The 13,261-nt window shown below is 42.6% G+C and carries 11 protein-coding genes; 2 read left to right on the forward strand and 9 right to left on the reverse strand.

From position 1 onward, the window contains the following. Window positions 1–52 precede the first annotated feature (52 nt). Together MHN79_RS20975 and znuA are read right to left on the reverse strand one after the other, a co-directional pair. A complete protein-coding gene (locus tag MHN79_RS20975) occupies window positions 53–3,373 on the reverse strand; it encodes an AraC family transcriptional regulator (RefSeq protein WP_239172546.1) in 3,321 nt (1,106 codons plus the stop codon). Between the two features lie 223 nt (window positions 3,374–3,596). Beyond that, a complete protein-coding gene (gene znuA / locus MHN79_RS08625; protein ID WP_239172547.1) occupies window positions 3,597–4,469 on the reverse strand; it encodes a zinc ABC transporter substrate-binding protein ZnuA in 873 nt (290 codons plus the stop codon). A gap of 82 nt (window positions 4,470–4,551) precedes the next feature. Here znuA and znuC point away from each other — a divergent pair, with 82 nt between their 5' ends. Further along, the gene (gene znuC, locus MHN79_RS08630; RefSeq protein WP_160929855.1) at window positions 4,552–5,337 is read left to right on the forward strand and encodes a zinc ABC transporter ATP-binding protein ZnuC; all 786 of its coding nucleotides are present in this window, start codon (window positions 4,552–4,554) and stop codon (window positions 5,335–5,337) included. Next, a complete protein-coding gene (gene znuB, locus MHN79_RS08635; protein WP_239172548.1) occupies window positions 5,330–6,115 on the forward strand; it encodes a zinc ABC transporter permease subunit ZnuB in 786 nt (261 codons plus the stop codon). Before znuC ends, znuB begins: the two co-directional genes overlap by 8 nt. 59 nt (window positions 6,116–6,174) lie before the next feature. On the opposite strand, the gene purF is transcribed toward znuB, so the two are convergent. The 7 genes from purF to MHN79_RS08670 form a co-directional block, all read right to left on the reverse strand. Beyond that, window positions 6,175–7,689, reverse strand: coding sequence for an amidophosphoribosyltransferase (gene purF, locus MHN79_RS08640; protein WP_239172549.1), 1,515 nt, complete (start codon window positions 7,687–7,689; stop codon window positions 6,175–6,177). A gap of 35 nt (window positions 7,690–7,724) precedes the next feature. Continuing rightward, window positions 7,725–8,216 carry a CvpA family protein gene (locus MHN79_RS08645; protein WP_239172550.1) on the reverse strand — a complete coding sequence of 164 codons (492 nt, stop codon included), beginning with the start codon at window positions 8,214–8,216 and terminating at the stop codon, window positions 7,725–7,727. A gap of 62 nt (window positions 8,217–8,278) precedes the next feature. After that, window positions 8,279–8,824 carry an SPOR domain-containing protein gene (locus tag MHN79_RS08650; protein WP_239172551.1) on the reverse strand — a complete coding sequence of 182 codons (546 nt, stop codon included), beginning with the start codon at window positions 8,822–8,824 and terminating at the stop codon, window positions 8,279–8,281. After that, the gene (folC, locus tag MHN79_RS08655; protein ID WP_239172552.1) at window positions 8,825–10,090 is read right to left on the reverse strand and encodes a bifunctional tetrahydrofolate synthase/dihydrofolate synthase; all 1,266 of its coding nucleotides are present in this window, start codon (window positions 10,088–10,090) and stop codon (window positions 8,825–8,827) included. 43 nt (window positions 10,091–10,133) lie between these two features. Further along, entirely contained in the window at window positions 10,134–11,060 is a 927-nt protein-coding gene (gene accD, locus MHN79_RS08660; protein WP_160929845.1) for an acetyl-CoA carboxylase, carboxyltransferase subunit beta, read from the reverse strand. 177 nt (window positions 11,061–11,237) lie between these two features. Further along, a complete protein-coding gene (truA, locus tag MHN79_RS08665; protein WP_239172553.1) occupies window positions 11,238–12,032 on the reverse strand; it encodes a tRNA pseudouridine(38-40) synthase TruA in 795 nt (264 codons plus the stop codon). Window positions 12,033–12,110: 78 nt separating this feature from the next. Continuing rightward, window positions 12,111–13,261 (reverse strand): FimV/HubP family polar landmark protein (locus tag MHN79_RS08670; RefSeq protein ID WP_275436220.1); only part of this gene is annotated, 1,151 nt, incomplete at its 5' end.

The raw sequence follows: 13,261 nt of genomic DNA on the forward strand, positions 1-13,261 counted from the left end.
TTTCGAGTGTTATGATGGGTAACGATTCAAATAATCTATGTTGAATAAAACACTAGTCTTGTGCTGCGACAAATTGCGTTGGAGATACGCCAAATCTGTGTCTAAACCGCCTACTAAAATACGATGGGTCGTTGAATCCACATTCAAACGCGACATCAGATACTTTTTGTCCATTTAACAAACGGCGGCATGCGTAATCAAGACGAACTTCAGTCAGGTAGTCAGTAAATGTTCTTTCGGTAGCTGACTTGAACCTACGCTGCAAACTCCGCTCTGAAGTGTACATCTGCTTAGCAGCTGCCGCTGTTCCAAATTCAGAGTCAGAGTAGTTGGTAATCACCAAATCCTGCAGTTTTTTTAGCCACTGATCACTTGAATTAAGATCCGTAAAACTTGGGTCTATCAGTTGAGTTATCGAGTCTTCATCAGACTGACTGCTCTTAGGCCAAGTAAACTCTGTCAGTTGTAATCCATTAGAGATATATCTTCTGAAAGTTCCACCGCTTTCTTTTACTAAGGCTTCTATTTCAGTCCATGTCTGACAAGAATGGAGCAAAACGTCATCCATTCCCTGAACATTTTCTGACATAGAAAATGTGACCGTCTCTTTTTCATGACGGTACGTCATGTAAACTCTTTGCCCTTTAGCGCAGCGACGAATTAAATTATCGACAAGCAAGTTAAATACACGATCCAGATTTGCAATATAAAGGGTAACGTAAGTGTCTTCACTGTGTTCTAAGTCTGTCTCAATCGACAAGCCGACATTAATGATCTCTTCTTGCCAACCATCAAGTACAGACTTAACGATAAGAGCTAGACTGTAAGCAGGTAATGTACCGCTGCTCATAGCTCTGTAATTAAGAAGTAAGTCCAACTCATGGTTAATGTAACGATAAAGCTGTTGCTTACTTTTCTTGTTATCTGCCGTAATCTTTGCTGAAAAATCCTTCAGCCTTACTTTCAGGTCCTCTATCAGTTGCTGATACAGAATACGACGGACTTGCAGCTGCTTTCTTAGATGCTCATTGTTGGTTAGGAGGATTCTGCTTTGATGACGCAACTGGTTTGTTTTCAGTGCAATTTGTGATTTGAGTATTCTGTTGGTTTTGACCGCTAAACGAGAACGCCAATTTATCAAACCAACCACAAAAGCAATAAATATCAGAAGGTAACATAGAGCAGCATATCCTCCCATATACCAAGGAACATCGACAGAAAAAATAAACTTCTCTGTGTCGGTTACCACTTCTCCATTCACTACACCTCTCACTTCCAATACATAATGACCAGGTAAGGAATGAGCGAGTGTGATAGAAAACCCTGAGATTGATATCCAGTTATCATTTTTGCTCAAACGGTATTCAAGTTTTAGATCGCTCACACTGGGAAGAGCACCAAATTGAAAAGAAAGTGAATCACCAAATTCTGCGTGTGGAAACGCTAAAACACTACCCAGAGAATACCGAGATTGATTAATTCTCACCTCGCTTAGAATAATACGAGTTTTTGGAAGAGAGCTAACATTGAGTTTTTCAATATCAACTGTGATTAAATCCTTCTTGGAACCAAGAAGAATGCTTTCATGGCCAAATAAAAAACCAGAGTTACAAAGGCCCGTCTGAAGCTCATTATCAATCAAGCCAAACGGCTCACCATAGTGTTGGCGGAGTTGCCCACTTGAATTATACCTTGTTAAGCCACCGGTGGAGCTTAACCAAACTGCACCTCTTGTGCTGGTGAGGCACTTCAACACAAGATTAGGGTTTGCCAAGCTTAATGCTTTAATCTGCAATTTATTTACATCAAGAATGAAAGCCCCATAGCGGCCTGCAACAGCAAAATATCCGGGCTCAATCCCATCAATGCTGACTATGGCTCCATACTTATATGATTCATTGATATAGTGAACTTGACCATTATTAACCACATAGACTCCGTGATCGGTACCCAATACCAATTTACCTTCTTTGTCGATATCCATATCGTTTAACTGAGTATCTAATCCCCCGTGAGTCATCCACTCTGACGCATGCTGCAGTAGCTCGCCGTTTACCGTGTCGTAACGCCAAATACGTTTCTCATCAGCTCCCCATATACCTTCATTGCGATCAATGACCAAAAGATCGGCAGAAATAGTTTGCATAAAACTTGGTAATTCATCTAGAAGTAAAGAACCAGTGGAAATATCGAGAGACAATACCCCTTCATCATTGGCCAACCAAAGCGTTTCATTAAGTTCAACCGCATCGTTAACTTGTCCTTCAAACACAAGCTGACTTGAGTTTGGGTTATCGACGAAAAATTTACGCAGGCCAAGACTCGTCACAAGCCAAAATCTATTTTCCTGATGGGCCTTCTTAAAACGGATAAACTTTTCTTTGGTCAAACCATCATTTAACAAAGAACTGGATAATCGACTGAAAAAGCGGGAAAATTCTGAGAAAAAATAGATACCCGAGTCACTAGAAACCCAGAATTCGCCTCGTTTGGAATAAATAACAGAGTATATTTCTTGTCCCACAAAATACTCTATTTGACTTGAGCTATCTTTGGAGGTGCCTGAAAAAGAGATAAACTCTAAACCACTAATCGTTCCTATCCAAACACCTTTTGGTGCTCCCGCGAGACTTAATACTTGTCGACTTGAGACTTGATAGCTTGGTAAATCAGGATGTTGTAAATCTATGATATACGCACCTATATCGGTACCAACAACGAGTTTTTGACCGACTAACGAGTAGTGCAGGTCTGTAATATTTTTTGTATCTAAGTTTACAAAACGTTTAAAACTAGCTGATTGCGAGTCCGATATATAAAGGCCATGATTTGTCGCTAACACCCATCCCACATCGGTTAACTCCGCATCACTCACGCTTAAATCAGAAAATTGACTGTATTGCTCCAGTTTATCAAGTGAGTAGGAGGAGAAAGCCTTACTGTCGACTTGGTAGGTATAGAACCCTGATTGATCGGCAACCCATACATAGCGCCCTGATGTACCAATGTTTCTAATTTCAGAACCAGATGACAAGCTAAATACTAGCTGCTCGGGTTTCCCTGGAAGAACACGATAAACTTCATGTCCTGAAGAAAGCCAAAATGCATGATCCAAAAAAGCTAACTGACTAGGCTGGATTGGAATGTTAAATTCTGAGTTAGGTAAAACGGTTTGCCCATCAAAAAAGAACAATTTGTTATTCTGGTCTTGGAACCAAAGACCATCCGTTTCGCCAAGAAAAAGCGTCTTAGCAACAAACACTTGGCCTTTGGTTTGTGTGGGAATTGGGTAAGGAAGTGGAGAAAACCACTCTTCTGCCATGGCCAGGCGAACTAAAAGTGAGAGTACTAAAAAGCAAATTGCCCTTTTCACTGCACATTCCTTTGCGCTGTTACCAGATCCAAAAGAGTAAAAATCCCAAAATAAGTATTGGGATCTTATTTTTATTAATTACAATCAAATCATTTAATCAATTGATTGTTCGATAAAAAGTATCTTATTTGTAGTTCAGAAACAAGATATTGATTCAAAAAACATCTGCCTAATAACAAACTCCGAGAAAAGTGATATCAAGTTGTGTTTCGAAGCAAGACTCTTAATTGCTTAAACATGTTGCAAAGCTATCAGCCATAGACTGAATAAATACAAAGTAACTGTCCGGACCAACTTTTATATCAGTGCCAAGTGGATCAAGTTCACCTTTTTTCGCAACGCTACCACGAAGCACTGAATCAATCACGGCTGGTGAAAACTGTGGCTCTGAGAATACACATTTAGCATCACCTTTTGATAGTTTCGTTTTGATATCAATCAGCGTCTTAGCACCCGGTTTCCTCTCCGGACTCACTGTAAACTCTCCAATATGATTTAGGCTATAATCTTGCTCAAAGTAGCCATACGCATCGTGAAATACGTAATATCCGACTTCTTTAACTGGATCTAACTGCGCCCGCCATTTGTTAGCGTACTCTGCAAGTTTGTCGACAAAACTTTGATAGTTGGATTGATAAACAGTCTTATTTTCAGGATCAATCAGCGCAAGCCTTTCACTCAAAGCCTTTGCTATTTGCGCACTTTGTTTTAAACCAAGCCAAACATGAGGATCATGGCTACCATGATCATGGCCATCATGGTGATGTTCCTCTGGTGCAAATGCCCTGAGATCGAGATCGTTTATCTCGCTAATCGTAAGAATATTTTGACGACCTTCGAGTACTTTAGCTAAAAAGGGTTCTAAGTCGTGGCCATACCATACGACAAGATCGGCTTGCTTCAGGCGTTTAATATCCGATGGTTTTAGGGCATAATCATGCGGAGAAGTTCCAGCGTCTAGCAGTACCTCTGGGTTGGAAACGCCTCTGGTAATTTCGAAACTAATCATCTGTAAAGGCTTAATACTGGTCAATACTTGACTCGCATTAACGCTACCAATAAGTAGCATGGACAGAAGAGGGGCAAGGTATTTCATAAGTCAATATCACTAATCTATGGTGTTAAAGTTTGACAGATGTTACATTATAACAATAGTTTTTTGCAAATGAGTCCTATTCATGTCGACATTAGTCGAACTACAACAAGTTAGTGTTCAATTTGGTGAGCGTAAAGTTCTTGATAAGGTCAGCCTAAGCATCAAAAAAGGTGAAATCACTACTTTAATCGGTCCAAATGGTGCTGGGAAGTCCACCTTGGTTAAAGTTCTTTTAGGGCTTCAAGATCAATACCAAGGGACTGTCACCAAAGTAAATAACATCAAGATTGGCTATGTCCCACAAAAACTTAAGCTCAACGATTCTCTTCCTTTAAACGTTAAACGTTTCATGAAACTTGCGGGTAAATATAGCATTCAGGAACTAAGGGAAGCCCTTAACTTAGTTGGCGCTGAACATTTAATAAAAGCTAGCATGCATTCACTCTCTGGAGGAGAATGTCAACGCGTATTACTTGCAAGGGCGCTGCTTCAACGGCCCGATTTATTGGTGCTTGACGAACCTGCACAAGGTGTAGATGTGCAAGGTCAAATCGATTTATACGATCTAATTGACACTATCCGCCATCGTTTTCAATGTGCTGTTTTTATGGTCTCTCACGATTTACACCTTGTTATGGCCAAAACTGACGACGTCATTTGCCTGCATCATCATGTTTGCTGCTCTGGTGCTCCCGCAGTGATAACAAAACATCCCAGTTATATTGCTTTATTTGGTGCAGCAAAAAGTGAATCTCTAGCGTTTTATCATCATCAGCATGATCACCATCACCATGATCTCGCAGGTGAGCCTGTTTTAGGCGACGCTGCAACATGTTCAAACCATTCACACGGTCACCACCATGATTGAATTTTTATTGCCTTCAATGCTTGCAGGACTTGGCATTGCCATTATCGCCGGCCCACTTGGTTCCTTTGTGGTATGGCGAAAGATGGCATACTTCGGAGACACCTTAGCTCACGCCTCACTAATGGGTCTAGCATTAGGTTTCTTGCTCGATATCAACCTTTATTTAGCTTTAACGATTTGCTGCTTAGCCTTGGCATTTATTTTAGTAACGTTACAAAGGCAACAGTTGGTCGCAACAGACACATTATTGGGAATATTGGCACACAGCGCTCTTTCTTTGGGACTCGTCGCAGTGAGCTTTCTTGACAATGTGAGAATTGATTTAATGAGCTATTTATTCGGTGATTTGCTGGCCGTTACACCAGAAGACCTTTTTTATATTTTCTCCGGTGTTATCATTATCTGTGGCGTGCTTTATTATTTTTGGCAGTCCTTACTCGCAACGACAGTAAGCGAAGATCTCTCTGCCGTCGAAGGACACAATGTAGAATTAATGCGTCTAGTCCTTATGATTTTAGTCGGATTAGTCATTGCCATTGGGATGAAGTTTGTTGGTGCACTTATCATTACTTCGTTATTGATTATCCCAGCCGCTACTGCAAGGCGTCTAGCTCAAACCCCAGAGCAAATGGCATCGATAGCCTCGGTCATAGGTGCAATTGCGGTTTTAGTTGGCTTGAGTATGTCTTGGAATTATGACACTCCAGCAGGTCCCTCAGTCGTAATCAGTGCCACAAGCATGTTTATGTTGGCTCAGCTATATCGACCACGAGGCTAAAAGAAAAAGGCTGATGTAAATACATCAGCCTAATAGCAATCAAACTAGACCACCAAGCATTAAGCGCCTTCGTTATGTAGCTCGAGATTCGCTAGGTCTTGCTGAATTTCTCGCTGAGTTTTAGCATCATCGCTACGCAGAGACTCTAAGAAATCAAGATACTTCTGATCTATATCCCCGGTGACATAATCACCATTAAAAACTGAAGTATCAAATCTAGTTATATCTGTATTTCCCATACCTACAGCAGAGATCAAGTCTTCTAAGGTCTGAAAAATGAGTTCGTCTGCTCCTATTTGCTTACAAATCGCATCATTATCGCGACCGTGAGCGATTAATTCATTCGCACTTGGCATATCTATCCCATATACGTTAGGGAAACGTACCTCTGGCGCAGCAGAAACCATGAAGACCTTTTTTGCTCCTGATTCTCTGGCCATTTCTATAATTTGCTCAGAGGTGGTTCCTCGAACAATAGAATCATCGACCAGCAGTACATTTTTATCCTTAAACTCAGAGCGAATCGCATTGAGCTTGCGACGAACAGACTTTTTGCGTTGCTGCTGTCCAGGCATTATAAACGTTCTGCCGACATAACGGTTTTTCACAAAACCCTGGCGATACGGTTTATCTATGGCCTGAGCGATTTGCAGGGCAATGTCACATGACGTTTCAGGTATCGGTATTACAACATCAATATCCAAATGGCTGAAATCTTCGTGAATACGCGCCCCCAGCTTTTTACCCATTTCCACACGAGCACTGTATACCGAGATTTTGTCAATAAAAGAGTCCGGGCGCGCAAAATAAACAAACTCGAAAATACACGGATTTAGTGTAGGATTATCTGCACATTGTTTGGTATGTAACCTCCCATCAAACGTAACATAGATGGCTTCACCAGGAGCAAGGTCACGCACAAAATCAAACCCAACAGCATCAAGAGCAACAGACTCTGACGCAACCATATATTCTTGCTGATCGCCAACCTCGCGCTTACCTAAACAAAGTGGCCTGATTCCATTTGGATCACGAAAAGCAATCATGCCATGGCCGATAACCATAGCAGAAACCGCATACGCTCCCTTAATAGTACGATGCACATTAGTTACAGCTCGAAACACATCCTCTGCCGTTACATTGCCTTTAACCGTATCAATTTCGTGGGCAAGGACATTGAGCAAAACTTCAGAGTCTGAGGTAGTATTTACATGACGGCGGTCTTTCTCGAATAATTTCTCGCGAACTTCAGCGGCGTTAGTCAGATTTCCATTATGGGCAAGAGTAATACCAAATGGCGAGTTGACGTAGAAAGGTTGTGCTTCTGAAGCGCTAGAGCTGCCTGCAGTTGGGTAACGCACATGACCTATTCCCACCGTCCCTTGCAGACGTTGCATGTGCTTAGCTTCAAACACATCTTTGACTAAACCATTCGCCTTTCTCAGACGAAAACGATTGCTTTCTATGGTACAAATACCCGCGGCATCTTGGCCACGGTGCTGCAACACAGTCAGTGCGTCATAAATAGACTGGTTTACAGGCGTTGCACCCACGATTCCAACAATACCACACATGTCCTAACCCTCGATTTGCGACAATGGCTGGCGCACTAACGTGCACCAGATAAGAAACTCGACGTAGCTTGTATGTGCTCAAAAAAAGGCTCAATGATACGGCTAAATTCCGGCACCAACTGCGAGCCTTTCCACCACTCTGAATCTGAAAACGAGGTAAACGTATCCATAAAAAACAGCGCAGCGGAAACAATGAGAACACCTCTCAAGCCACCAAAAACAACACCTAACACTCTGTCTGTTCCGGACAAACCTGTCTTCTGCACGAGTTGAGCAATAACATAATTAACTATAGCGCCCACAACAAGTGTTGAAACAAACAATACGGCTATCGCAGCTCCGTTACGGAACATATCGTCTTGTATATTGGAAAAATACACTGCTAACTTAGCATAGTACTGGCTGGCGATAAAAAACGCCGCAAACCAAATAACTAACGACAATGCTTCTTTTGCAAAGCCACGAACTAAACTGATCACCGCCGATAGGCTGATCACACTTAAAATGACAATATCTAATGAATTCATCGGTTCTAACATCTTAAGTTGGCGCGCATTTTAACAGAAAAAACGCTAACGCAAACGTTTTCTTACGGATTTAATGGTTTAAATTTGAGCAACTGGCCTTTTGAGCCGGTAATTTTATCTAACTCTACGAGTTGACGCTCAAGTTTACTCTTCGATACATCAGGACCAATAATCACTCGCGTAAAACCATTCTCGAGCTTCGCATGGGCCTGATATCCCCTTTTCTGTAGATCTTTCACCACATTTTTTGCATTTTCAGCATTCTTTAGCGCCATAAGCTGAATAATCCATGCACTATCAACATAAGCATTTTGACTTGGGCGTTCTTTTTTCGACACAGCCACCTGATCTTTGACCTCAGTCGATGGTGACTGAGGAGATTCTTGCACAACTTCAATAGGACTCTCAGGCAAACTAACCGGGTCTTCGATAGGTTCCCGAATTTCAAAGCTCTCAACTGCGCTATCAAGCTCAGGTTTTATTGGAATACTAGCCACACCTTCTTTGTAATGCGTTTTTTTACCGTCAAGCACATCAGGTAATACAATAACTCCAATGGAAACCAATACTATGGTTCCCATTAAACGTTTTTGAAACTTACTGGCCATTTATTCTCCTCGGCTCTTCCAATACTCAAGCACTTCCCCAACTGTGTGAAAAGATCCAACAACAAGTATGACGTCATTCGCCTCAGCGTCTTCCAATGCGGTTGTGAAAGCATGCGTCGGGGTTGAAAATGTCGTAACATTATCCGGCAAAAATTGACACAGTTCGTCTGCATTCGCAGCTCTAGGACCGTTTAACGAAGCTGGATACCATTCATCTGCTACCGAAGATAGAGTATCCAAAGTCGCTTGAATATCTTTATCATGAAGCATTGCGACAACAGTTCGAACTCTCCGGTTGGAGTATTTAAGCTGGATTTGCTCAACAAAATACGCAGCGGAATGAGGGTTATGCGCCACATCTAGAATGATACAAGGCTTATGTTGAAGGACCTGCATCCTCCCGGGAAGCTGTGCTGCCTTTAACCCTTTGACTATATTGATGTCTGATATATCTAAGTTAGCCGTTGCCAAAGCCATAAGTGCCGTGGCTGCATTTGGCAAAGGCAATGATGGGATAGGAAGCTGCTCTAAACGATAAGAGCCATGACTCCAACACCAATTATGCTCATCTATTACTTGGTAATTATACTGGATTCCAACCTGATATAATTCTGCACCAATGTCGTCGGCATGAGCAGCAACCGTCGATGGAGCTTTGGGTTGACCACATACGGCTGGCTTCCCAGAACGATAAATGCCCGCTTTTTCAAAGCCGATTACTTCAATATCATCGCCAAGCCAGTCGACATGGTCGATAGCTAAGCTTGTGATAACAGAAACATCATGTTCAACGACATTGGTCGCATCTAGCCGACCACCTAAGCCAACTTCAAGTAGCACCACATCAACACGCTCTTTTTGAAACATACGCAGTGCCGCTAAGGTCCCATATTCAAAAAAGCTTAAACTGGTATCTCCACGTACAGTTTCAATATAATCAAAAGCCTGAGTGTGCTTCTCATCTGCCCTTTCCAGTCCATTGATGCGGACACGCTCGTTGTAACGGATGAGGTGTGGTGAACTATATACACCTACGGAGTAACCTGCATCAAGGAGTATAGCCTCCATCAAAGCACAGGTTGAACCTTTGCCATTCGTCCCAGCGACAGTAATGATAGTTGGAGCAGGCTTGGTTAGATTGGCCAATTCAGCGACGGCCAAAACACGCTCAAGGCCGAGATCGATTGCGGAAGAGTGGATATTTGTCAAATAATCAAGCCACATCGATAATGGGGATGTGGCTTGAGGTGTTTGGAGGTGATTCATCTAACGTTAACCAAATAATTGAGGTTGTTTGTTAGTGACTACTTTACCCTTTTTCACCCGCTTCTGGTACAGAATAAGCGGCTTCATTTTGTGAGTTGTTTATAGAAACAACGAGAGGTGAAGGTTTATTGGTCATTTTCGCCATCAAACTACCAACACGCTGACGCATTTCTCTACGATCAACTATCATGTCAATCGCACCGTGATCAAGTAAGAACTCACTACGTTGGAAGCCTTCTGGTAAATCTTCTCGTACAGTTTGTTCAATCACTCGGCGGCCGGCAAATCCTATTAATGCTTTAGGCTCACCAATATTGACATCGCCAAGCATAGCCAAACTCGCTGAGACTCCGCCCATAGTTGGGTCTGTCATGACTGAGATAAAAGGTAAACCTTTTTTCGACAAACGCTCAAGTGCAGCACTGGTTTTTGCCATTTGCATTAGAGACATTAGCGCCTCTTGCATACGTGCTCCACCACTGGCTGAAAAACATACTAGGCCGCATTTGTTTTCTATCGCTGCCTCTACAGCGCGAACAAAACGAGCACCAACTACAGAGCCCATAGATCCACCCATAAAGGAGAATTCAAACGCACAGGCTACGATTGGCTGTCCCAGCAGTTCACCTTTCATCACAACTAAAGCGTCTTTCTCACCACTGCTCTTCTGAGCAGAAGAAATACGATCTTTATACTTCTTAGAGTCTTTAAACTTCAGTTTATCTTGCGGCTCTAACTCATCCGCTAACTCAACTCTATTATTTTCATCCAGAAATGTTTCTAAACGACGACGCGCAGGCATGCGCATGTGATGGTCACATTTCGGACATACTTCTAGGTTACGCTCTAATTCAGCATGATAGAGTACCTGCTCACATGAGGTACACTTAGTCCATACACCTTCTGGTATAGATGCTTTACGAGAACTAACAATATTGCTTTTTTCTAAAATCTTTTCAAGCCAACTCATGGAAGACCTTTTCTTTAACTAGCCTCCGCTGTAGGCGAAGGACAAAAATTCTCAATTTACGCGAGAGGATTAAAGCATATTAAATGCCAAGTGTAGACAAAAAACTGGTTGTACCTATTAGCTACCCAACCTCTCAAACCCTATAAAGAATTGATCATTCGAACAATTTATTACAGCTTAGTTCAAATCATCTGGCAGAAACAGTGGCCCCAATGGTGGTTGAGGCAATTCAAATTGCTGTGGATAATCCACACTAACTAGGTATAGGCCTTGCGCTTTCGCCGTCGCACCGGCTAGCTTGCGATCTCTTGCTTTCAGCAGCCAATCGATCCACTCAGGAGCTTGCTCACCTCTCCCAACGCATATCAAACTACCCACAATATTACGTACCATATGGTGAACAAACGCATTGGCCTTAATATCCACCACTACATATTGGCCATGTCGTGTCACATTTAGGTGCATAACGTTTCGCCAAGGACTTTTTGACTGACAATGAACGGCACGAAAAGAGGTAAAATCATTTTCGCCTAGTAAATATTGACCAGCTTGGTGCATTTTAGCGATATCAAGCTCACCATGATAGTGGCTCACACCAGAAGATAGAATCCCAGGTCGTAGAGCACTATTGAAAATGATGTACCTATATCTTCGTGCGGTTGCAGTAAAGCGAGCATGAAAGTCTTTAGGGACTTCCTTAGCCCATCTTACGCAAATATCACTGGGAAGATTGGCATTCACTCCCATAGTCCAAGCCACCATCTTTCTACTTGCATCTGTATCAAAATGAATAACTTGCCCTGTACCATGAACGCCTGCATCAGTGCGACCTGCACATTGAACTTCTACTGGATGGTTAGCGACGATAGTCAAAGCATGTTCCAGTTTTTCTTGAACACTTTGAACTTCCTTCTGACGCTGCCAACCAAAGTACTGACTACCATTGTACTCAATACCTAATGCAATTCTCATCGGACTACTCTCTTCGAAAGTTGGCCAAGGAGTATATACATTTTGGCATCAAATGGTAAGAGGCTAAGTGTTCGTCACCTACCCTCGGCCATTGATTGTATCAATCAAGTTTTTAGCCTCTCGTCGAATTTCGTCACTACCGTCAACAATCGCTTCCTCTAGTAACTTAATCGCTCCTTCTGGATCATTCATTTCAATGTATATTTTTGCCAGGTCAAGCTTACCAGCAGCCTCGGAATTATCATCAACATCCACATCTCCCGTATCGCCAATAACATCAGGAAAATCACTTAAACCGACATCAAGCTGAAGATCTTCTTCCTGTATATCCTGCTGCTCATCGTTATCAACTTCGGCCATTAATTCGTCAATGGACTTGAACTCACTTTCATCTGGAACGAAGTCCTCGAGTTCTTCTTGATCTTCCCAATTTTCGTCTAGGATTTGAGCTTGCTCTGGGCTGTTGTTTTCATCCCAAATGCCCTGCTCGTCTTCGGGGATATCATCTGTAATCTCTGCCTGTTGTTCTGGGGAAAGATTAAAGCCATTCCAATCTTCTCCCCCCACTTCCAACATAGCTTCAATATCTAAGCCAGCGCTGTCGGAAGTTATTGAGTCTGGAGACTCAAAATCAAAACTCCCCTCTAACTCACTAGTATCCTCAGACAGCAACTCTTCAAAAGCCGCCTCATTGTACTCGTTATTTGCAAGCTCTTGAGCGGCTTCAGATGGGATCTCACTCAGTGACGGTATTTCAACTTCATCAAGCTTAAAGTCTTCCTCATTACCTTCTGGCTCTGGCTCTGGCTCTGGCTCTGGCTCTGGCTCTGGCTCTGGCTCTGGCTCTGGCTCTGGCTCTGGCTCTGGCTCTGGCATTTTAGAATGGTCGCCATCATCTGTGTCAACTGATAAAGGCGCTTCTGGACCAATTTCTTCTGTAGAATCCTCACCATATTTAGGTATGTCTAAATCGGATAGATCAAGAGAGGGCTTCTCTTGCGTGACACTTGACGGTGATACATCTTCACCTAAATCAGTAACGGCATCTTCTTCAGTAAACTCTGGAAGCTCAGCATCATCAAGCTCGGCCATTTCTGCTGATTCTGCTGGCGCGTCTATCTCTGCTTCTTCGCCTAACTCCGCTGCCGCGTCTTCTTCAGTGAACTCTGGAAGCTCAGCATCATCAAGCTCGGCCACCTCTTCAGATTCTGCTAGCGCTTCTGGCTCGG

The sequence above is a fragment of the Vibrio sp. Of14-4 genome, assembly GCF_022347625.1.
Taxonomy (GTDB): Bacteria; Pseudomonadota; Gammaproteobacteria; order Enterobacterales; family Vibrionaceae; genus Vibrio; species Vibrio pristinus.